We start from the raw sequence: 20,073 nt of genomic DNA on the forward strand, positions 1-20,073 counted from the left end.
TGGTTACTTACTATTTTTAAAAATAAAGTACGTTATTTAACGTACTTTTTAGCTATTTCAGCGACTAAGGTTTGTGCTAGTTTTGCTTTGCTGGTAAGTGGTAAATGTATTTCATTATTCGCCGTAAATAAGGTTAACGAATTATCATCACTGTTAAAACCTTGCCCTTGTATAGATACATTGTTTGCACAAATTAAATCTAAATTTTTGCGGGCTAGCTTAGCTTTAGCGTATTGCTCTACATCTTGTGTCTCTGCGGCAAAACCAACGGTATAAGGCTTATTAGTTAGTGATGCAACATCAGCCACAATGTCTGGGTTTTTCACTAATTCAATGGTTAGGTTGTCGTTATCTGAGGTTTTCTTAATTTTGTGATCAGCAACTTCAGCAACGCGGTAGTCGGCAACAGCAGCACAGGCGACAAATACATCGGCTTGTTCTGCTAATACGAGTGCGTGTTTATGCATATCTCTTGCACTTTCAACTTTTATTACCTTACAGTTTTGTGGTGTGGTAATCGTTACAGGGCCTGAAATAATCGTGACTTTAGCACCTGCTTTTTGTGCCGCATCAGCAATTGCATAGCCCATTTTTCCGGAGCTATGATTAGAAATGTATCTAACGGGATCAATCGCTTCACGCGTAGGGCCAGCAGTGATCACCCAATGTTGATTCGCTAATAGATTATTTGTTTTATTTTCTTGATAAAAATCGCAAGCAAGGGTGACTAAATCAGGTACATCAAGCATTCTGCCCAAACCTATATCGCCACAAGCTTGTTCGCCTGCACCTGGTCCCCAAAGTGTTACGTTACGAGCTTTTAAAATACTTATGTTGTTTTGAGTAGCTTGTGCGTGCCACATTTGTTGATTCATCGCTGGCGCAATAACCAAAGGAGCGTCGCTCGCTAAACAAATGGTAGTGAGTAAATCATTCGCCATGCCATGACTAATACGGGCGATAACATCGGCTGTTGCTGGCGCAATTAAAATTAAATCAGCCCATTTAGCTAATTCAATATGTCCCATGGCAAGCTCTGCTTGCGTGTCTAGTAAGCTGTCTGAAACTGCATTGCCAGAAACGGCTTGTAGGCTTAATGGGGTAATAAAGGCTTTCGCACCGTTGGTCATTACTACTCTAATATTAGCGCCTTGCTCTTTTAAGCGGCGAACTAACTCAGGTGTTTTATAAGCAGCAATTCCACCACTTATTCCCAGTACAATATTTTTACCTTTCAGCATTTTCTAACTACACGTATATAAATTCAATAAGTATAAAGATACCACTAATCGCTAACATATTGAAATTTTGAGTGGAATACTGGTATAACTATTCATGTATGAATTTTGTACAAAAAAATATTGAATTTACGATACGCAATACAAGGATGTCATTATGTTAAAGGATTGGCCAAGTGTAGAAAGACCTAGAGAAAAATTATTAAATCAAGGCGCTGCAAGTTTAAGTGATGCTGAATTATTGGCAATATTTTTAAGAACAGGTGTGCAAGGCTGTAATGTGGTTGATTTAGCTCGCCAGTTATTAGTGAGCTTCGGCAGCATTTCTGCCATATACAAAGCGTCTGAAGAAGAGTTTTGTACCCGAAAAGGCTTAGGTACGGCTAAATACGTACAGTTGCAAGCTTGTTTAGAAATGTCGAAAAGGCACTTAGCTGAGCAGCTTCAACAGGGTTATGCATTAACTTCTTCACAAGCCACTAAAAACTACCTTATTAGCGAACTACGTAACGAAACTCGAGAAGTGTTTGCCGTGTTGTTTTTAAATAATCAGCACCAAGTAATTAAATTTGAAAGACTGTTTTATGGCACCATTGATGCGGCAGCGGTTTACCCTCGTATAGTAGTTGAACATGCTTTAAAGAATCAAGCTGCAGCCGTTATATTAAGTCATAACCATCCTTCTGGAATTGCAGAATCTAGCACGGCAGATAAACAGATAACGAGTCGTCTTGAAAAAGCATTAGATTTAATCGATGTGAGGGTTTTAGATCATATCATTATTGCAGGTCATCAATGTTATTCGTTTGCGGAGCAAGGAGAATTAGGGCGCTAAAAAAGTTGCAACTAAGGTTAATGACAGTTAGTTTTACATTATAAAGATGGGATTAAGGAATCTATATGTCTGATATTACAAGTAATGAGGAAGACCGCCGACAGTCATTCCGATTAGATATGGAAAAAGAGCTAGTTGATATTGTTTGGACTGATAGTGCTGGTGTAGAACGACAAAAGAAAATAGCATGTCTTGATTTTTCTAGAGGTGGTTTAAAAATCGATTGCGACCAAGCTATTGAACCGCAATCGCAAGCTGTTGTTATTTTTAAAGCGGCCAATCCTAATAGCCAAAAACTGCACGGTCGTGTTATACGTTGTATTAAACAAGATAATGGTTGGTTTGAAATCGCTTTACGCCTTGACGAAAATGCGCAGTAATACGTTAACAATGTTTGTTAAAATTTGAACTATAATTGGTGCATATCACTGATTAAGTGATAGCAGGAGAAATAGGTAATGATGATATTAGTAGGCGGTGAAAAAGGTGGTAGTGGTAAAAGTTGCCTTGCACAAAACTTAGCGGTTTATTTTGCCAGAGATAAAGAAGCCATTGTATTAATGGTTGATTGTGATCCGCAACGTACAACGTCTGACTGGATACAAGCCCGAAATACCGATCCTAGTTTGCCTGCCATTAACTGTATTCAACTTTATGGAAAAATTCGTAACGACTTATTAAGCCTTAATCAACATTACGATTACGTGATTGTTGACTGTGGTGGTCAAGACAATCTCGCCTTACGTGCTGCAATGTCGGTAGCTGATCATGTTATTATTCCGTTAAGACCAAAACGTCGCGATTTAAAAACTGTTCCGCACATGGAAGACATGCTCAGTACATGTAAAATGGTTAATCCTAAAATGCTAGCTTCGTTTGTTATTACCCAATGTCCTTCGTTACCCAATCAAGCAGGGCGTATATTAGAAGCCAAGGATGTGTGTAGCTCGTACGGTATAAATGTTTTAAATGCTGTTACGTTTAGCCGAAATGTATACGACGATAGTGAAGAAAAAGGCTCTTCTGTGTTAGAAATTGATCCGGATGGTAAAGCCGCCGCAGAAATGATTTCAATTGCAGAAGAATTAATGGCAATGAAACCGGACAACTCCCATGAGTTTAAGTGATCTTAAAAAATCCAAGGACGGTAATACAAAAAAAAGACAATTCACTGTAGACGAATTTATTTCTGACGCAGAAAATTACGCAAAGGGTGCCCCTGAAATTGTTAGTAGCGACATTAATAATCAGCTCAATTTAACACAGGCGGTTATTGCAGCCAAAAAATACGTTGCTGATAAAAAAGCAGAACAAGAAGCAGCCAATAAAACCAAAAAACCTTTCAGGCATGCCACCTTTACTCTCAGTGAGGAAGCTATTACACAACTTTCAGAATTAGCTATTGAGACTAAACTGGCTAAATCTCACATTTTACGTATTTTAATTGATGAATTATGTAATAAAGCGCAGCAAGAAAAAATACATAAATTATTAGGATCTAAAATAGACTAAGGTCGTTTGTTTTTTATGCTATCTGTTGGCAAATAAACCATAAACCACCTTGTAACACTGATTTTTACTTCCTTTTTTATCTTTTAACTTATTGAAAAACAATGGTATTGTATAGTTTTTTAATAGGATCTTTAGAAAAGCTAGCAATAACTTTTCAGTTTCTCTATAATATGCCACCTTTTTCAGGATCCCGAGGCGACGGTCTTGGGGAATAATAGCTCGAGCTGAAATTAATATTGGAGTACTCATTATGTCTAAAGTTTGCCAAGTAACAGGCAAAAAGCCAATGGTTGGAAACAACCGTTCGCATGCGAGAAACGCGACACGTCGTCGTTTTTTACCTAACCTTCAAACTCACCGTTTTTGGGTTGAAAGTGAAAATTGTTTCGTTAAATTACGTTTAACTCCGAAAGGAATGCGTATTATCGATAAAAAAGGTATTGATGCAGTTTTAACTGATATTCGTGCCAATGGCGAAAAAGTTTAAGGAATCATCATGCGTGATAAAATTCGTTTAGTTTCTAGTGCTGGTACTGGTCATTTTTATACTACAGATAAAAATAAAAAGACTATGCCTGAGAAAATGGAGATCAAAAAGTTTGATCCTCGTATTCGTCAGCACGTTATGTACAAAGAAGCAAAAATCAAGTAATTGATAACTGCTTATTTAAAAACCCAGCTTTTGCTGGGTTTTTTATTGCCTAAATTACGGTATTATTGTTGTTCTTCAATTTAACTGATCAGAGTTTATGAAATTATCTCGTACAGGTTGGAACAACGTTATTATCTTCGCAGTAATGGCGTTTATTTTGTTAATTAATGTCACTAACAATAAAATATTTTCTGAAGATGAAAACACCTCAAATACGGAACAAGCAACGTTATTTGGCGCACATGCCACTATTCTCACGTTAACCTTTTATCCCAATGTAACAATTGAACGTATAGGAAAAACATGGCGCTCTACCCCTGCTACGCTAAATGAACAAGGGCTAGAGCAAATGATGCGGTCATGGAAACATAGCGAAGGCGATACCGTTAAGCATCCTCCATTACTCGACGAAAAAATGGCTTTAGTGGTTAAAGTAGAACTTGCTGGGCAAGATGAACCTCATACGTTAAACCTATATGCCACTGATACAGAGCTCCTTATATTTAATCGCACCACACTGGTATGGAAATCTTTCCCTCTCGCTATTTTTTCACAGCTCGTACCGAATGAAATTTTTTCAGTATAACGATAATTATCGCCTTAACTATGAATGGGAATTTCAACATGAGTTCAACTCAACAGCACTGTGTTATTTTAAGTATGGACTGCTTAGATGATTTTGAAGTTTACGACCACTTAATTGACGAACCACTACAAAAATTAGGTTGGAAAACTCATACTATTTCATGGAAAGCAGAAAATGTGGATTGGAACAAATACGACGCTGTAGTGATTCGTTCGCCATGGGATTATCAAGATCATGCGGATGCTTTTTTAAAAGTACTCTCAAATATTGAAGCTTCATCGGCACATCTAGAAAATAGCTTATCAATTATAGAGTGGAATATTGATAAAATTTACTTAAAAGCCTTAGAAGAAATACGTATTAATATAGTACCTACGCTGTGGGAAAATGAAATTTCTGTTGCGTCAGTTAACCGTTTTTTTAATTATTTCAATACTGATCAGTTAGTGATCAAACCTCGTATTTCTGCTAATGCCGATAATACGTTTTGGCTGACTAAAAATAATATTGAAAGCCACTTAGCGGAATTAACAGCCATATTTAAAAATGAATCATTTATGGTTCAACCCTTCATGGAAAGCGTGATAAACGAAGGTGAATTCTCGTTGTTTTATTTTAATGGTACGTTGAGCCACACAATCCTTAAAACGCCAAAAAACAACGATTTTAGAGTACAAGAAGAGCATGGCGGCAGGTTAACTACCGTTGAACCTGAAGCCGAGCTATTAACACAAGCTGAAAACACATTAGCGGCCATAGCTAAAATTCATAATATGCCTTTGTATGCACGGCTTGATTACGTACGCGATCAAACATCTTTCGCTTTAATGGAAGCTGAACTGATAGAGCCTTCGCTGTATTTTAATATGGATCCTGAATCACCCACGCGCTTTGCCCAAGCATTTGTTGATAAAATGAATACTCACAATGCATCTTAACCTCCTTAACTTGGTTCTAAATTATGCCTGAATTACCGGAAGTAGAAGTATGCCGACAAGGCATTACACCCCATATACTTGATCAAACCGTTACCAAGGTTATTGTACGTAATGCTAAATTACGTTGGCCTATTCCTGATAGCGTTCAGACCATGGTTAACAGCAAAGTTGAATCAGTAGAGCGTCGCTCTAAATACTTATTAATTAAATTTTCGCACGGTACTTTAGTTTTACATTTAGGGATGTCGGGTACGATCCGTGTTATTGATGCTAATACCGAAGTGGCTAAACACGATCATTTTGATTTAGTGTTAAGTAACAACAAAGCATTAAGATTGAACGATCCAAGACGTTTTGGTGCGGTATTATGGTTTGATCAACATATTGATGAACAAGGTTTACTGGCTAAATTGGGGCCTGAACCATTAAGTGATGATTTGACCCCCGATTATCTGTTTGAAAAGTCGAGAAATCGTAAAGTTCCCATTAAAACCTTTCTAATGAATAGCCATATTGTTGTGGGCGTAGGTAATATTTATGCCAATGAATCGTTATTTAAAGCGGGGATATTACCTACAGCACTTGCAGGAAGTATATCGAAAAAACGTTTTAACGCCCTAACTGATATTATTAAAGAAGTACTTGCTGCAGCTATCGCACAAGGCGGCACAACCTTAAAAGATTTCACCCAAGCTGATGGGCGCCCTGGGTATTTTGCTCAGCAACTTTTAGTGTATGGCCGAGCAGGGAAAAAATGCATGGTGTGTGAAACCATATTAGAAGAAGTAAGGCAGTCCAACCGAAGCTCAGTTTTTTGTCCTACTTGCCAGAAAAAATAAGCTGGGCAGTTTAGTTTAAGGCTTTAGTGCTTCATCTAAAGCCGTTTTTACTATCGGATGTACAAAACTACTCACATCACCATTATGTAAAGCCACCTCTTTCACTATTGTTGACGAAATAAAGCTATTCTCTTCAGAAGGCGTTAAAAATACAGACTCTAAATCAGGCGATAAACGTCTATTCATGTTCGCAAGCTGAAACTCATATTCAAAATCAGAAACAGCACGTAAACCTCTCACTAAAACAGAAGCATTTTGTTGTTTAGCAAAATCAACCAATAGTCCTGTAAAGCCTACCACCGTTACATTAGGTAAGTGCTGTGTAACTTGTTGTATCATTTCAACGCGCTTAGCTAAATCAAAACAAGGCTTTTTACTTGGGTTAGATGCCACCGCAATTACCACCTCAGAAAACAAATTACTTGCACGTGTAATTAAGTCAGTATGACCATTCGTTACTGGATCAAATGTTCCCGGATATAGCGCTTTTATAGGCATAAAATAATCTTCATCAAAAGTAGTGAAAGCTATTGTAATGGCCTACCGTTTTAAATTCAAAAGACATTATTAAAGATATTGCATTTTAAAAAGAGAAAACTTAAAGTATTTACTCGAAAAACCTTTCAGTCTTATTGAATTTGATAGTAATATAGGTTGATCGGCAGTAAGCAAAAAACACAAGAAGTGGGATTAATGAAAACTCGTGATAAAATAATTCAGGCTAGCATCGCTCTATTTAATGAAAACGGCGAAAGGAATGTTACAACGAATCATATTGCGGCAGATCTCGGTATAAGTCCAGGTAATCTCTACTATCACTTCCGTAATAAAGAAGACATTATTTTGTCTATTTATGAAGAATATGCCCGCACACTTTTATTAGAAAGTATGCCCGAAGTATCCCCAGACGTAAAACCACTTGATGCCATTATTCTTTACATGGATATGGTTTTTCAGGCCATGATGAAATTTCGTTTTTTCTACAGTAATCTTCCTGTTTTATTGGCTAAAAATCCCTTGTTGCACGACAAATATGTTGAAGTGCAAAGCTTTATTGCAGACAGAGTAAGCCAATTACTACTTTCGTTAAAACAAGCTGACATGATGGAATTTGACGATGAAGACTTACCTGAAATTGTAAGTATTCTACGTTTAGTTAACACGTTTTGGTTAAGCTTTTATCAAACACAAAACAATGAAGAAGAAATTAACGACTCTGTTTTTTATCAGGGCGTGTTGAAAATCTTAGTCATTATTCATCCATACATTAGCGATTCAGCTAAAGAAGAGTTTTTGGCTGCTCGTACTATGTACCGTAAGCGCTTAGAAGCGAGTTTGTCTGCGGTTTAATATGCCAAATATAGCGAATGATTTTTCATAATTATTCGCTTTTATATCCTGCTAGTAACAATTCCCACTCACTTTCTTGCCAATGTATCGTATTACATTTTGTTTTTTCTTTATTAAACGAACGTAATAATCGGCTCATATTCTCTTGTTTCCAGTTACCAGAGCTAGAGCGAATTTCACCTTGGTCAAAGTCGATAATCCAAACCTTTTCTTGGTCATCAATTAAAATATTGTGAATATTTAAATCATGATGATAAACATTATGATCATGAAAGCTTTTGATGGTTTTACCAATACGCTGCCAAAGACTAGAACTAACCGATTGTTTCATAAGTAACGATATTAAGTCTTGAGCATTACACACGCGTTCAGTCAAAATATCCGCTTTATAAAACAAGCCGGTATTGATAATACGATAAGCGATGGGTTTTGGTGCCGGTAAGCCTAAGTCGCAAAGTTGATTTAATAATTCAAACTCTTTAGCCGCTCGGGTGTTAGCATTTGTAGAAAATAAATAAGAATCTTTATTAAATTTACCAATCAAGCCGCCACGATAGTAATGTTTTAATACCCAGTTTTTATTATTAACTTCAATAAACCAAGTAGTTCCTCGGCCTTGAGCTGTGCCTACAATATGATTGTTTTTTTGCCAGTAGCTGCTATCAAGAAAGGCTTCAGAAAAGTTTTCCACTTCATTTTCATCATAAACACAAAATATATTGTTGTTTTCGCAAACTTTTTTGCTACAGGGTTTTACAAATGTTGAAGGGTTCAAGATAATAGACCAATTATATTACTTTAATTTGTCTATTGTGGTGAATCCTTTATGCTGGGTCAATTAGCTGCACCAAAAAATTTATGTGTTTTACGTTTATCTGCCATCGGTGATGTTTGTCATGCCGTTGCAGCGGTGCAAAATATTCAAAAACAATGGCCACATACTCAAATCACTTGGGTGTGCGGTAAAGTAGAAGCTAATTTACTGAAAGGGCTAGAGAAAGTAGAAATTATTGTTTTTGACAAGTCTGCTGGTTTGAAAGGCTATTCTGATTTACGCGATCACATGAAAGGCCAGCACTTTGATATTTTATTGCATATGCAAGTTGCCCTAAGAGCCAGCTTAGCGAGTTACTGTATTCCAGCCAAAACAAAAATAGGCTTTGATAGTAAACGCGCAAAAGAGGGTCAATGGATATTCACTAACTATAAAATTGCACCGCAAAACGAGCCACACGTGCTCGATGGTTTTATGGGATTTACCCAAGTATTAGGTTTAACGGTAAGCGAGCCAGTATGGAATATGCCATTACCTGAAGAAGACGAACAGTGGGCGCACAACACGTTATTTGAAAAAAACATCAAACCCGTTGCTGTTATTAGCCCTGCAGCCAGTAAAGCAGAACGAAACTGGCATGTAACAGGCTATGCACAAACGGCTGAATACCTACAACAAGTGGGTTTTCGTGTTGTTATATGCGGTGGCCCAACGGCGATGGAAAAACAACTCGCTGAAGATATTTGCAAACAAAGTAACGCCTCTATTACCAACTTAGTTGGTAAAACCTCACTTAAACAACTACTCGCTGTTTTAAAATTAGCACACATTACCATAGCACCAGATACTGGCCCTGCACATATGTCGGTAACAGTTGGTACACCTGTTGTTGGCTTATATGCTCATAGTAACCCGCGCAGAACAGGACCGTATTTATATCAAAAATACGTAGTCAGTTGTTACGACCAAGTGATCGAAGAGCAAAAAGGTAAACCTTATACACAACTACCTTGGGGCGTTAGAGCGAAAGGCAGTGATTTAATGGAAAGACTAACGATTGAAGAGGTTAAAGCTAAAATTAACCTCGTGGTTGAAGATTTTTATCCAGAGCTTTTAGCATTCAAATAAATCGAGGCAGTAACTTAAGCCACCTATTGCAGTAATTGATCCAAATGAGCAAGTGACCGGTCACTTGCTCCTTGGTTTTGTAGCACTACGTTATACGCATTTTCACCAAGGGTTAGCTGTTTGTCGCTATCATTTAATAGCTCAGTTATTACCTGAACTAACTCGCTTTCATTATTAATACCGTTAAGTTGCACTATGCCTTTGGCGTCAGTTAGTTGTTGCATTACCTCGGTAAAATTGCTCATGTTAGCGCCGACTATCACGGGCTTTTTAAATAAGGCGGGTTCTAAAGGATTATGTCCGCCAATAGTGCTAAAGCTTCCGCCCATAGTAACAATCGACGCTAATGCGCACATTGGCATTAGCTCACCTAAGGTATCTAATACCCAAACATGAGTTGCTGTATTAACTTGTGTGTTCTCACTGCGTTTACATGTAGTAAAGCCGCTGTTTATCGCTAATTGGGCCACGTCAGCAAAACGTTCTGGGTGTCTAGGCACAATCACAAGTAACAATTCTGGATACTGTTGATGCAGAGGTTGAAAGGCTTTTAAAATTATTTCTTCATCACCTGGGTGTGTACTGGCAACAACCCATAATTTACGTGTACCTTCAATAAACGCAGCTAACTCGGCTTGTTTGCTGGTAATACTTGGTGTAATTGATATATCAAACTTTAAGTTACCTGAAAGATCACAGTTTAATGCCTTACCACCTAATGCCAGAAAGTTGTTTTGATTGATTTGGCTTTGGGTGAGTATTTGATCGAAAGCTTGTAAACAAGGTGATATTAACCACGTTAATTTTTTATAACTTTTCATTGATTTAGTCGATAAACGGCCGTTTACCAATAATAATTTAGTTTGTCGGTTTTTACATTGGCTGATTAAATTTGGCCATAACTCGGTTTCCATAAAAACCATAGCTTTGGGCTGTAAGCGTGATAAAAATAGCCAAGTACAAATAAAAGAATCTATGGGTAAATAACAATGTTGAACACGATCACCAAAAAGCTTGTTAACTTGTGCTGAGCCGGTTGGTGTAAAGGTGGTAATAGTTACAGGTGTATTAGGTTGGCTAGCGAGTAATTTTTCGATAAAGGCTTTTAAGGCAATAACTTCACCGACACTTGCTGCATGAATAACAATGCCATGTTTGCTTAATTTTTTATCAATAAATCCGAGGCGCTCAAATAATCGCTGGCGATATTCTGGGTGATTTTTAGATCTAACCACTAATATTAGCAACAATACAGGCAGTAATAAGAAAAATAAAACGCGATAAAAGAGTAAAGATAAAAAGTATTTCACAAAAATTCTCGTTGCTAGCAGTGCGCTAAGTATACCTAATAACACTTTTACAATGATAGCGTTTAGTATTTTTGAGTATAAATATGGAGATGTTATTAAAAGTTTACAGTGAAATTTTTATTTATAACGTAAACTATTTTCTTTTTGTGCGTTAAAACGTACAATCAAAATTAAGAGGCTATATTTTTAATTAAAAAGGCCAATAAAGTCGCAACATTCAATTAATAGTAAGCGATAAAAATATAACAACTATTACTTTTACAACAAGCGGAGCGTTAAAACACATGCGTACATCTCCTTTTTATTCACATATTACGAGTCAAATCGATCAAGTAAAAACTGACGGTTTATATAAAGCCGAACGAGTTATTACAACCGCTCAGCAACCATCAATTGCCGTAGCTAATGGTGATAAGGTGATTAACTTTTGTGCAAATAACTATTTAGGTTTAGCTAATCACCCTGACTTAATTGCGGCTGCAAAAGAAGGGTTAGACGAGCATGGTTTTGGTATGGCGTCGGTACGCTTTATTTGCGGCACGCAAGATATTCATAAAACCCTTGAGCAAAAATTAAGTGAATTTTTAGGCATGGAAGATACTATTTTGTATTCGTCATGTTTTGATGCAAATGCGGGTTTATTTGAAACGTTACTTGGTCCAGAAGATGCGATTATTAGTGATGCGCTAAACCATGCGTCAATTATTGATGGTGTACGTTTGTGTAAAGCCAAACGTTTTAGATACGCCAATAATAACGCTGAAGAATTAGAACAATGCTTGAAAGATGCTGATGCCGCAGGCGCAAGATTTAAGTTAATAGCTACCGATGGTGTATTTTCAATGGACGGTGTTATCGCTAATTTAAAAGCCGTGTGTGATTTAGCTGATAAATATAATGCTTTAGTGATGGTTGATGACTCTCACGCAGTAGGTTTTGTTGGCGAGCAAGGGCGAGGCAGCCACGAGTTTTGTGATGTAATGGGGCGTGTAGATATTATTACCGGTACTTTAGGTAAAGCCATGGGCGGAGCTTCAGGCGGTTATACATCAGGTAAAAAAGAAGTGGTTGACTGGTTACGCCAACGTTCACGTCCTTATTTGTTTTCTAATTCGCTAGCGCCCGCTATTGTGAATGCGTCAATCAAAGTTATTGAGTTATTAAAAGGTGGCGATGCTTTACGTAAGCAGCTTATCGAAAACTCTCAATACTTTAGAACACAAATGGAAGCCGCAGGATTTACTTGTGGTGGTGCAGATCACGCAATTATTCCTGTAATGTTAGGCGATGCGGCTGTAGCAACACAAATGGCCAATAAGCTGTTAGAAGAGGGCATTTATGTGATCGGTTTTTCATTCCCTGTTGTGCCGAAAGGCCAAGCTCGTATTCGAACGCAAATTTCGGCAGCACATACTAAAGAGCAATTAGATCATGCGATTGGCGCGTTTATTCGTATTGGTCAATCAATGAATATTATTAGTTAAAGGTTGAGTTAACATGAAATCATTAATTAAATTAAAAGCAGAACCCGGTATTTGGATGGGCGATAGCCCTAAACCAGAAATGGGACACAACGATTTATTAATTAAAATTAATAAAACGGCTATTTGCGGAACAGATATTCATATTTATAACTGGGATGAATGGTCGCAAAAAACCATACCTGTTCCTATGATAGTAGGCCATGAATATGCTGGCGAAGTAGTTGAGATAGGGCAAGAAGTTAAAGGTTTTACTATTGGTGACCGAGTGTCAGGCGAAGGGCATATTACTTGTGGTCATTGTCGAAATTGCCGAGGTGGGCGCACACATTTATGTAGAAATACTGTTGGCGTAGGTGTAAATAGACCGGGCTCGTTTGCTGAATACCTAGTGATACCCGCTTACAACGCGTTTAAATTACCTGATGAAATTACAGATGATTTAGCTGCCATTTTTGATCCCTTTGGTAACGCTGTTCATACTGCATTATCGTTTGATTTAGTGGGTGAAGATGTACTTATTACAGGTGCCGGACCTATCGGAATTATGGCTGCAGCTGTAGCTAAACACGTAGGAGCAAGGCATGTCGTTGTTACTGACGTAAACCCTTACCGATTAGACTTGGCGTTAAAAATGGGCGCAACAAGAGCCGTTGATGTAAGTAAAACTAAGTTAACAGATGTAATGTCTGAATTAGGAATGAGCGAAGGCTTTGATGTAGGTATGGAAATGTCAGGTGTGCCTACAGCCTTTACCGATATGCTGAATAACATGAACAACGGTGGAAAAATTGCCATGTTAGGTATTCCAGGAACGGATATGGCGATTGATTGGAGTAAAGTTATTTTTAAAGGGCTTACCATTAAAGGTATTTATGGCCGCGAAATGTTTGAAACATGGTACAAAATGGCCAGTTTAATTCAGTCAGGTTTAGATCTTACTCCAATTATTACTCATCACTATTCTATTGATGAATTTCAACAAGGTTTTGATGTGATGAGATCGGGATTGTCGGGTAAGGTGATTTTAGACTGGACTTAATCCCTTCAAAAAAGCCCAAAGTGAAAATTTTGGGCTTTATACCCGTTACCATTCAATATGCAGGTTTCAGTGGGAACTAAAAACAATTTAGGCAAGGCATTAAGTTTACGTCATGGTTATTCCCTTACTAAAGTTAATAACGAAGCATAAATTGTTTTTAGACCCATCGAAGAAGCACTTGAGCAAAATCACTTCTTCGTTAATGCTTTTTATAAGGGAACGACCATTATTGCAAAGCATTGCCTTGAATTGATATCGCTCAAGTGCTCTGAAATACGCATCTTGATTGGTAACGGGTATATACCTTTTGAACAATTCTCTAAATAATCCTTTAAACAATGATATTATTCTTATCAACAAATGAGTTAACACATATAATTATTTAAATTATTTACGAGAAGGTGAGATACGTGTCAGACAGTACAACGAATTTTAAGCACATGCAGATAAATGAACTACACCAAGCGTTAGCCGAAAAAACTTACGTTGTTGTTGATATTCGAGATCCTAATTCATTTAAAAACGGACATATTCCTGGCGCTATAGAGTTAACCAACGAAACCCTTGCTGATTTCATGCGCGAAGCGGATCTTGATGCACCTGTTGTTGTTTGTTGTTATCACGGTCACTCTAGCCAACAAGCTGCTCAATATTTAATAAGCCAAGATTTTACAGACGTATATTCGTTAGACGGTGGTTTTACACAATGGCAATTAGAGCATCCGAGCGACGTTAGTACTTCATGAGTAATCACGATGCGTCTATAGAATTAGGCGCTTTTGTAAAGATAGAGCATCACAATATTGCTTTATTGTTTTGTAATTATTTATTGAGCCAAAATATATCAGCTAAAGTTTTGTCTGAAGATAACACGTTTGTTATTTATTGCGATATTCACCAGCAAGATCAGGCCAAAGATATTTTTGAAGATTTTATAAAACAACCGCATCACCCTAAATATCAACAAGCAGCCTGGGATAATGCCGAAGTGTCTCAACTTAAAAGTAATGAGCCTTCTGTAGTTTCTCAATTTAAAGAGCAATTTTTTCGCCATGCAGGTTTTGTTACTTTAGTTGTTTTTGCTATTTGTTGGTTCACTTTTATCTTAGGTGAACTCGGCTGGCAGCGAGACGTTTTTAATAAAATTGGCTTTTTTAATCATTTAAATATGGCTAATTTATTAGAGCAACCCTACCGACTTATTGGCCCTGCTTTTTTTCATTTTACTTGGCTTCATATTATTTTTAATACGATGTGGTGGTGGCAAATTGGTGGCTCTATTGAACGAACGCTAGGTAAAGGGGCGTTAATTAACCTATTTCTTGTATCGGCTATAATTTCAAATGTTGGTCAGTTTATTGTGTCAGGCCCCAGTTTTGGAGGTTTGTCTGGCGTGGTGTATGCACTATTTGGTTATGTATGGTGGTATGACTGGCTAGCGCCGGAGAAAGGCTTAACTATTTCAAAACCTATTGTGGGCTTTTTACTGTTTTTTATGTTGTTAGGTTTTGCCAACGTGCTACCCGTTAATATGGCAAATACCGCCCATTTATTGGGCTTGCTTTCTGGTTGTGGTTTAGCTTGGATTAAAATTAAATATGCTAAAAGTTAATCAAGCAACTTAGTATAAGGTTAATAAAAAAGGGTGATATTTACAAAAATATCACCCTTTGTTTTTAGCATCAGTCAAATAAAAACTTATTCACTTAACCATTGGGTAAACAATAGTTTTTTAATTAACGTTCCGCCTGTTTCTTTTTTCAGTAATTCTTTTACTTTATCTTCACATAACCGCTGTATTTCGTGTCGGCCATTAATCGACTTTATTTTAGATTCAGGCTGCTGACCAATAATGGTAATAATGGCGTCGCGGAGTAATGGCGCATGATGTTCAACTATTTCAAAGTTTGAAGAGTTCTCAATCATCAATTCAACGCTAATTCTTACGTAGCCCATTTTCTTTTTTACAGCGATGTAATTGGTAATAATAGAAGGCTCAAAGCCATAATATGCATAATCAGCCGCTTTAATCGGAGAAAAGGGTAGTAAGCAGCAAAGGGCTAAAATTAGCTTTTTCATCACAGAAAGGATCTCTTTATACAAATAGGGTTAATTACAGTATAGATTAACCTGCTTTACTATGTTTTTTAAATAAATAATTCGATTTAGCACGTTTAAGTTATTCATTCTGTTTTAATAAAAGACTGAGCTACTAGGTATGAAGTGATAAATCCTGATATGATAAAGCGTTTTTAATTCAATATTTTTTGCTATGAGCCTTCATTCACATTTATTCCCAGTAACACTTCAAACACAGTGGAACATTGCAGCTAGCTATTCTTCTGATGATACTTTACATGAAGGATTATTAGATTGGTTACTCGATCCTAGTTCTTTAACGGCACGTTTAAAAACTCATTGTGAGCATTTTAGGGTTGAGGTACTAGGCCAAAAAATTATACCGTGTAGTGAGCTTGAGGCTAATAAAGATATAGCTGCTGGTGAAGAAGTGCTAGTACGTGAAGTGCTTTTATTTTGTGATGATAAACCCCAAGTTTTTGCGCGCAGTTTATTACCATTAAAAAGTTTAACGGGCGAAGAACAAAAATTAGCAGAATTAGGTGAACAATCTTTAGGGCAAGTACTTTTTAATCATCCTAATTTGATCAGAAAGTGTATTGAAGTTGCACCATTTAATTCACCCAGTTCGCTATCAGCGTTAATAGGTGAGTTAAACTTATCTCAAACGAGCACTTTGTGGGGGCGACGTTCGGTATTTGTTTTAAAAAACAAACCGATTATGGTGGCTGAAGTGTTTTTACCTGAATCTGTCGCTTACGATGTGGTGCTAGGTGCAGCTCCATCATTATTACCAATACATTCAACATTTAATCAATAATAAAAAGTAGCTTAATATTTTATGAATGCATTTATAGCTAAGTGGCAAGCCATTAAATCAATTACTCGAATAGATAAACCTATTGGGACGTATTTATTATTATGGCCAACCTATTGGGCGTTGTGGATTGCTCAAGAAGGTATGCCTAGCTATCACTTACTTGTAGTATTTACGTTAGGTGTTTTTATTATGCGCAGCGCTGGTTGCGTGATAAACGACTTTGCCGATAGAAAAGTTGATGGTCATGTAAAGCGTACTGAAAATAGACCGTTAGTTTCAGGTGCTATAACAACAACTGAAGCGCTCACATTGTTTTTTTTCTTGATTTTAAATGCCTTGATTTTAGTTTTAACCCTACAGCCGTATACAATTATGTTGTCGTTTGTTGCGGTGTTTCTTGCTGTTATTTACCCCTTTATGAAACGCTTTACGCATTTTCCACAAGTCTTTTTAGGGGCCGCGTTTAGTTGGGGAATGATTATGGCATTTGCTGAGTCGACAGGGAAAATACCTTTGGTTGCTTGGTTGTTATTCGCGGCTAATTTATGTTGGACGGTTGCTTACGATACTATGTATGCCATGGTTGATCGTGACGATGACCTTAAAATTGGTGTGAAATCGACCGCTATTTTATTTGGATCTTTCGACAAGCGTATTGTTTTGTTTTTACAGCTTATAACACTGGCTTTATTATTTACGGTAGGCGATATGCTGGCCTTTGGTTGGCCATATCAATTATGTTTAGTGATTTGTGCGGGCTTGTTTACCTATCAGCAATTTTTAATGGTAAATCGTGAAAGAGATAAGTGTTTTCAAGCTTTTTTACATAATCATTTTGTTGGCTTAGTTGTATTTATCGGTATTTTTATAGAACACCTATAAATATACCCGTTACCATTCAATATGCAGTTTTCAGTGGGAACGGGTATACACCGTTATCTAGCAATACTTTGCAGTACTTCAATATCGGTTAAGTTAACAACTATATCTTTTAAAGGTTTCAACGATTCTGTGGGTACGAGTTGACTGTCTTCATTTCTGTCAATGTATCCCAACTTTTGCATTGAACTGATCAGCATAGATTGAGCTTTTTTATCGATAAACTCTGGCGCACTAATATTGTTTAAAACACATAAACGTTTAGCAATAGAAACAACTTTTTCTTCAAAGCTTGCTTTATCAATAGGTGATAGACGATAAATTAACGAACAAATAATGGCGAAGCGTTGTATGGTTTCATCAATACATTCTGCTAATATTCTTGCTTTAGAACGCAGGTTGTTATCTTCCATTAACGACCAATTACCGTCATCGTTTTGCTGTGCGATATTAAGTTCAGAAAGTACGCTTAACGTAGTTTCTATATTAGTACGCATTTCGTCATCAGACCCCCATAAAAACAGCTCTGATTTAATTAATTGCAGAAGTATTTGAACTTGTTTCACTATGGTTGATGTTGAGACTTTCGCATTACATTCTAATACTCTGCAAACAAACGCATGTAATACGTAAGTGTGTAAAATATTATTACGGTAATAACGCATTTCAAGCGTTGCTGATTCGTCTAAAGATATAATTTCACCAAAGCTGTCTTCATTTACGGTCACTTTATTTAAAGCAATAACTTCTGCTAATAATTCGGTACCAGACTCTGGCGGAACCGTTAATTCGGTGCTGTAAGGGGCTGAACGCTGTAGCATTAAAAAGAAATCTAATTGGGATTCTAATTCTGATTTTGACAGTGCTTTGTTGTCTGTTGCATGTAATATAAGGGCCACTAACGAAACGCCATTTAATGCGGCACATTGGTTAATGTTGGTCATTACTTTATCGGCTAATAGGTTGACTGTGGGTGTTAACCATTTAGGTTTTTGTGGATCTAAGGGGTTAATTGCACTTTTCCAATCAGGTACTTCGTCTGTTAAAAATTTATTAATATTAATAGGTTCGCCAAAATTAATATAACCTTTACCATAGTTACGTAAGCTTTTTATAGCTTTAAAAACACCTAAAAAAGATTCTTTTTTCTTTTCGCTACCACTTAATTCTTTATGGTATGTACCTACTTCCATTACATGTTCGTAGCCAATATACACAGGTACTAAAGTTAACGGGCGATCTATGCCTCGTAATAAACTTTGTATGGTCATAGCTAACATACCGGTTTTGGCTGGTAGTAATCGCCCAGTGCGGCTTCGGCCACCTTCCGAGTAATATTTTACTGAATAGCCCCGTTCAAAAAGTAAACCTAAGTACTCTCTGAATATGGTGGAATATAATCGATTACCGTTGAAACTTCGGCGAATGAAAAACGCTCCCGCTTTTCTAAAAATAGGTCCCGCGGGCCAAAAGTTAAGATTGATACCTGCTGCAATACGCGGAGTTACTAAGCCTTCTTGCGCAATAATGTAGGTAAGGAGTAAGTAATCCATATGGCTGCGATGACAAGGCACATAAATAATTTCATGCCCTTCTTGTGCTAAGTTTCTTACGGTGTTTGCATTACTAACTTCAATTTTTTTGTATAGGCGTTTCCATAGCCAAGTTAGTACGCGGGTCCCTACACTGATCATCGACTCACGATAGTCGCCAGCGATCTCGTCCATTATTTCTAACGCTTGTTTTTTAACTTTAGCTTGAGAAATATTTTTACTTTTAACTTCGTCAGCAATAATTTTTTTTATGGCAGGGTTAGCAAACATTGCCGTAAACATTTGCTGGCGGTGCATTAACCGTGGGCCGGTGACTGAAATAGTTTGACGATAAAAATGAAAGCGCGCAATACGTATTAATTTATGAGCTGTTGCTTCGTTGTCGCCATGCTTTTCTTTAACATCTCTAAAATGTAATGGATCGCTGAATCTTGCTAGCGTGTCTCTACCGGTAAATAAAACAATAAATATTTTACGTAACCAAGTTGGCGACTCTTCGTCGGCAATAACAGTACCTACATTGGCAGTGTTTTTTTCTTTGGTTGGCGTTCTTCCCCAGGTGATATTAACGGGGATCATTTGAGCGTTTAGTTCAGCGTCTAATTCATGCTCAGTTAATATATTAAAGCCTTGTTCAATAGCATTGGTTTTTGCTTTAGCTTTCCAAGGGAGAACTGATTTTGTTTTTTCTAAAAAGAATACACGAGGAAAGCTTTTGCCATTAATAATGACTTTTTTTAATGGATTAGGTAAATCGAGTTTTTTACAAGCGCTTTGTAATGCTAAAACATCGCTGGTTGATTGATACCTAATCACATAAAAAATGGGTTGTTCTGGATCTATTTGTTTCTGATCCGCCAAATTGTCAGGGATAACTTTACATTTTACGAATAGTTTTACGGGGAATTTTAATAAGTAATGATATAACGAACGTAGTGCTGACATCTGGTGTACTCAATAATTTAGTGCGGTAATATTATCATCATCTTAGTTTTTTGTCCTCAAAAAGTCGTATGATGAGGTGTTGCTTATATATGATATCAATCAGGTAAATTT

The 20,073-nt window shown here is 37.1% G+C and carries 23 protein-coding genes; 17 read left to right on the forward strand and 6 right to left on the reverse strand.

Features of this window, described 5'->3' with window-relative positions:
* Window positions 1-32: 32 nt before the first annotated feature.
* On the reverse strand, window positions 33-1,241 hold the full coding sequence (gene coaBC, locus B0X80_RS09515; protein WP_077339801.1) for a bifunctional phosphopantothenoylcysteine decarboxylase/phosphopantothenate--cysteine ligase CoaBC: 1,209 nt from the start codon (window positions 1,239-1,241) through the stop codon (window positions 33-35).
* Between the two features lie 151 nt (window positions 1,242-1,392).
* Between coaBC and radC the strand changes: the two genes are divergently transcribed.
* From radC to mutM, 9 genes are all read left to right on the forward strand, one after another.
* Window positions 1,393-2,073: a RadC family protein gene (gene radC, locus B0X80_RS09520; protein ID WP_077339803.1), complete on the forward strand. Its 681-nt coding sequence runs from the start codon at window positions 1,393-1,395 to the stop codon at window positions 2,071-2,073.
* Between the two features lie 65 nt (window positions 2,074-2,138).
* Window positions 2,139-2,453 (forward strand): PilZ domain-containing protein, encoded by a 315-nt coding sequence (locus tag B0X80_RS09525; protein ID WP_077339805.1) that lies wholly within the window; start codon window positions 2,139-2,141, stop codon window positions 2,451-2,453.
* Window positions 2,454-2,531: 78 nt separating this feature from the next.
* Window positions 2,532-3,200 carry an AAA family ATPase gene (locus tag B0X80_RS09530; protein ID WP_077339807.1) on the forward strand — a complete coding sequence of 223 codons (669 nt, stop codon included), beginning with the start codon at window positions 2,532-2,534 and terminating at the stop codon, window positions 3,198-3,200.
* Window positions 3,187-3,585, forward strand: coding sequence for a hypothetical protein (locus tag B0X80_RS09535; RefSeq protein ID WP_077339809.1), 399 nt, complete (start codon window positions 3,187-3,189; stop codon window positions 3,583-3,585). Before B0X80_RS09530 ends, B0X80_RS09535 begins: the two co-directional genes overlap by 14 nt.
* Before the next feature lie 250 nt (window positions 3,586-3,835).
* A complete protein-coding gene (gene rpmB, locus B0X80_RS09545; protein WP_076417462.1) occupies window positions 3,836-4,072 on the forward strand; it encodes a 50S ribosomal protein L28 in 237 nt (78 codons plus the stop codon).
* Window positions 4,073-4,081: 9 nt separating this feature from the next.
* Entirely contained in the window at window positions 4,082-4,237 is a 156-nt protein-coding gene (rpmG, locus tag B0X80_RS09550; protein WP_070375415.1) for a 50S ribosomal protein L33, read from the forward strand.
* A 97-nt stretch (window positions 4,238-4,334) separates the two neighbouring features.
* On the forward strand, window positions 4,335-4,823 hold the full coding sequence (locus B0X80_RS09555) for a hypothetical protein (protein WP_077339813.1): 489 nt from the start codon (window positions 4,335-4,337) through the stop codon (window positions 4,821-4,823).
* Window positions 4,824-4,861: 38 nt separating this feature from the next.
* Window positions 4,862-5,761 (forward strand): ATP-grasp domain-containing protein, encoded by a 900-nt coding sequence (locus B0X80_RS09560; RefSeq protein ID WP_077339815.1) that lies wholly within the window; start codon window positions 4,862-4,864, stop codon window positions 5,759-5,761.
* A 23-nt stretch (window positions 5,762-5,784) separates the two neighbouring features.
* Window positions 5,785-6,600, forward strand: coding sequence for a bifunctional DNA-formamidopyrimidine glycosylase/DNA-(apurinic or apyrimidinic site) lyase (gene mutM / locus B0X80_RS09565; RefSeq protein ID WP_077339817.1), 816 nt, complete (start codon window positions 5,785-5,787; stop codon window positions 6,598-6,600).
* Window positions 6,601-6,615: 15 nt separating this feature from the next.
* Here mutM and coaD read toward each other — a convergent pair whose 3' ends face one another.
* Window positions 6,616-7,098, reverse strand: a complete 483-nt coding sequence (gene coaD / locus B0X80_RS09570; RefSeq protein WP_077339819.1) for a pantetheine-phosphate adenylyltransferase — start codon at window positions 7,096-7,098, stop codon at window positions 6,616-6,618.
* Window positions 7,099-7,293: 195 nt separating this feature from the next.
* Between coaD and B0X80_RS09575 the strand changes: the two genes are divergently transcribed.
* Window positions 7,294-7,950, forward strand: a complete 657-nt coding sequence (locus B0X80_RS09575; RefSeq protein ID WP_077340133.1) for a TetR/AcrR family transcriptional regulator — start codon at window positions 7,294-7,296, stop codon at window positions 7,948-7,950.
* A 31-nt stretch (window positions 7,951-7,981) separates the two neighbouring features.
* On the opposite strand, the gene B0X80_RS09580 is transcribed toward B0X80_RS09575, so the two are convergent.
* Window positions 7,982-8,725 carry a 3-deoxy-D-manno-octulosonic acid kinase gene (locus tag B0X80_RS09580; RefSeq protein ID WP_077339821.1) on the reverse strand — a complete coding sequence of 248 codons (744 nt, stop codon included), beginning with the start codon at window positions 8,723-8,725 and terminating at the stop codon, window positions 7,982-7,984.
* A gap of 51 nt (window positions 8,726-8,776) precedes the next feature.
* Between B0X80_RS09580 and B0X80_RS09585 the strand changes: the two genes are divergently transcribed.
* Entirely contained in the window at window positions 8,777-9,853 is a 1,077-nt protein-coding gene (locus tag B0X80_RS09585; RefSeq protein ID WP_077339823.1) for a glycosyltransferase family 9 protein, read from the forward strand.
* Window positions 9,854-9,876: 23 nt separating this feature from the next.
* Here the strand turns inward: B0X80_RS09585 and waaA are convergent, their stop codons facing one another.
* Window positions 9,877-11,163: a lipid IV(A) 3-deoxy-D-manno-octulosonic acid transferase gene (waaA, locus tag B0X80_RS09590; protein ID WP_077339825.1), complete on the reverse strand. Its 1,287-nt coding sequence runs from the start codon at window positions 11,161-11,163 to the stop codon at window positions 9,877-9,879.
* A 284-nt stretch (window positions 11,164-11,447) separates the two neighbouring features.
* Here waaA and B0X80_RS09595 point away from each other — a divergent pair, with 284 nt between their 5' ends.
* From B0X80_RS09595 to glpG, 4 genes are all read left to right on the forward strand, one after another.
* Complete coding sequence (locus tag B0X80_RS09595; RefSeq protein WP_077339827.1) at window positions 11,448-12,647, forward strand: glycine C-acetyltransferase; 1,200 nt, start codon at window positions 11,448-11,450, stop codon at window positions 12,645-12,647.
* Between the two features lie 13 nt (window positions 12,648-12,660).
* The gene (tdh, locus tag B0X80_RS09600) at window positions 12,661-13,686 is read left to right on the forward strand and encodes an L-threonine 3-dehydrogenase (protein ID WP_077339829.1); all 1,026 of its coding nucleotides are present in this window, start codon (window positions 12,661-12,663) and stop codon (window positions 13,684-13,686) included.
* Between the two features lie 410 nt (window positions 13,687-14,096).
* Window positions 14,097-14,432, forward strand: a complete 336-nt coding sequence (gene glpE / locus B0X80_RS09605) for a thiosulfate sulfurtransferase GlpE (protein ID WP_281253008.1) — start codon at window positions 14,097-14,099, stop codon at window positions 14,430-14,432.
* A complete protein-coding gene (glpG, locus tag B0X80_RS09610) occupies window positions 14,429-15,298 on the forward strand; it encodes a rhomboid family intramembrane serine protease GlpG (protein WP_077339831.1) in 870 nt (289 codons plus the stop codon). Before glpE ends, glpG begins: the two co-directional genes overlap by 4 nt.
* Window positions 15,299-15,384: 86 nt before the next feature.
* Here glpG and B0X80_RS09615 read toward each other — a convergent pair whose 3' ends face one another.
* Window positions 15,385-15,765 carry a flagellar basal body-associated protein FliL gene (locus tag B0X80_RS09615; protein WP_089024863.1) on the reverse strand — a complete coding sequence of 127 codons (381 nt, stop codon included), beginning with the start codon at window positions 15,763-15,765 and terminating at the stop codon, window positions 15,385-15,387.
* 193 nt (window positions 15,766-15,958) lie between these two features.
* Here B0X80_RS09615 and B0X80_RS09620 point away from each other — a divergent pair, with 193 nt between their 5' ends.
* Together B0X80_RS09620 and ubiA are read left to right on the forward strand one after the other, a co-directional pair.
* Window positions 15,959-16,585, forward strand: coding sequence for a chorismate--pyruvate lyase family protein (locus B0X80_RS09620; protein WP_077339833.1), 627 nt, complete (start codon window positions 15,959-15,961; stop codon window positions 16,583-16,585).
* A gap of 21 nt (window positions 16,586-16,606) precedes the next feature.
* On the forward strand, window positions 16,607-17,467 hold the full coding sequence (gene ubiA, locus B0X80_RS09625; protein ID WP_077339835.1) for a 4-hydroxybenzoate octaprenyltransferase: 861 nt from the start codon (window positions 16,607-16,609) through the stop codon (window positions 17,465-17,467).
* Window positions 17,468-17,520: 53 nt separating this feature from the next.
* Here the strand turns inward: ubiA and plsB are convergent, their stop codons facing one another.
* Window positions 17,521-19,962: a glycerol-3-phosphate 1-O-acyltransferase PlsB gene (plsB, locus tag B0X80_RS09630; protein WP_077339837.1), complete on the reverse strand. Its 2,442-nt coding sequence runs from the start codon at window positions 19,960-19,962 to the stop codon at window positions 17,521-17,523.
* Between the last annotated feature and the right edge of the window lie 111 nt (window positions 19,963-20,073).

Origin of the sequence: Pseudocolwellia agarivorans (assembly GCF_002000085.1) — a bacterium.
GTDB lineage: Bacteria > Pseudomonadota > Gammaproteobacteria > Enterobacterales > Alteromonadaceae > Pseudocolwellia > Pseudocolwellia agarivorans.

What these genes read in the sequence shown, in the direction of transcription:
- B0X80_RS09535 (WP_077339809.1), top strand. Translation starts at nt 3,187, where the DNA reads ATGAGTTTAAGTGATCTTAAAAAATCCAAGGACGGTAATACAAAAAAA.
- B0X80_RS09530 (WP_077339807.1), top strand. Translation starts at nt 2,532, where the DNA reads ATGATGATATTAGTAGGCGGTGAAAAAGGTGGTAGTGGTAAAAGTTGC.
- B0X80_RS09555 (WP_077339813.1), top strand. Translation starts at nt 4,335, where the DNA reads ATGAAATTATCTCGTACAGGTTGGAACAACGTTATTATCTTCGCAGTA.
- B0X80_RS09595 (WP_077339827.1), top strand. Translation starts at nt 11,448, where the DNA reads ATGCGTACATCTCCTTTTTATTCACATATTACGAGTCAAATCGATCAA.
- coaD (WP_077339819.1), bottom strand. Translation starts at nt 7,098, where the DNA reads ATGCCTATAAAAGCGCTATATCCGGGAACATTTGATCCAGTAACGAAT.
- coaBC (WP_077339801.1), bottom strand. Translation starts at nt 1,241, where the DNA reads ATGCTGAAAGGTAAAAATATTGTACTGGGAATAAGTGGTGGAATTGCT.
- rpmG (WP_070375415.1), top strand. Translation starts at nt 4,082, where the DNA reads ATGCGTGATAAAATTCGTTTAGTTTCTAGTGCTGGTACTGGTCATTTT.
- B0X80_RS09615 (WP_089024863.1), bottom strand. Translation starts at nt 15,765, where the DNA reads ATGAAAAAGCTAATTTTAGCCCTTTGCTGCTTACTACCCTTTTCTCCG.
- B0X80_RS09585 (WP_077339823.1), top strand. Translation starts at nt 8,777, where the DNA reads ATGCTGGGTCAATTAGCTGCACCAAAAAATTTATGTGTTTTACGTTTA.
- B0X80_RS09560 (WP_077339815.1), top strand. Translation starts at nt 4,862, where the DNA reads ATGAGTTCAACTCAACAGCACTGTGTTATTTTAAGTATGGACTGCTTA.
- ubiA (WP_077339835.1), top strand. Translation starts at nt 16,607, where the DNA reads ATGAATGCATTTATAGCTAAGTGGCAAGCCATTAAATCAATTACTCGA.
- rpmB (WP_076417462.1), top strand. Translation starts at nt 3,836, where the DNA reads ATGTCTAAAGTTTGCCAAGTAACAGGCAAAAAGCCAATGGTTGGAAAC.
- B0X80_RS09620 (WP_077339833.1), top strand. Translation starts at nt 15,959, where the DNA reads ATGAGCCTTCATTCACATTTATTCCCAGTAACACTTCAAACACAGTGG.
- glpG (WP_077339831.1), top strand. Translation starts at nt 14,429, where the DNA reads ATGAGTAATCACGATGCGTCTATAGAATTAGGCGCTTTTGTAAAGATA.
- B0X80_RS09525 (WP_077339805.1), top strand. Translation starts at nt 2,139, where the DNA reads ATGTCTGATATTACAAGTAATGAGGAAGACCGCCGACAGTCATTCCGA.
- B0X80_RS09575 (WP_077340133.1), top strand. Translation starts at nt 7,294, where the DNA reads ATGAAAACTCGTGATAAAATAATTCAGGCTAGCATCGCTCTATTTAAT.
- plsB (WP_077339837.1), bottom strand. Translation starts at nt 19,962, where the DNA reads ATGTCAGCACTACGTTCGTTATATCATTACTTATTAAAATTCCCCGTA.
- tdh (WP_077339829.1), top strand. Translation starts at nt 12,661, where the DNA reads ATGAAATCATTAATTAAATTAAAAGCAGAACCCGGTATTTGGATGGGC.
- mutM (WP_077339817.1), top strand. Translation starts at nt 5,785, where the DNA reads ATGCCTGAATTACCGGAAGTAGAAGTATGCCGACAAGGCATTACACCC.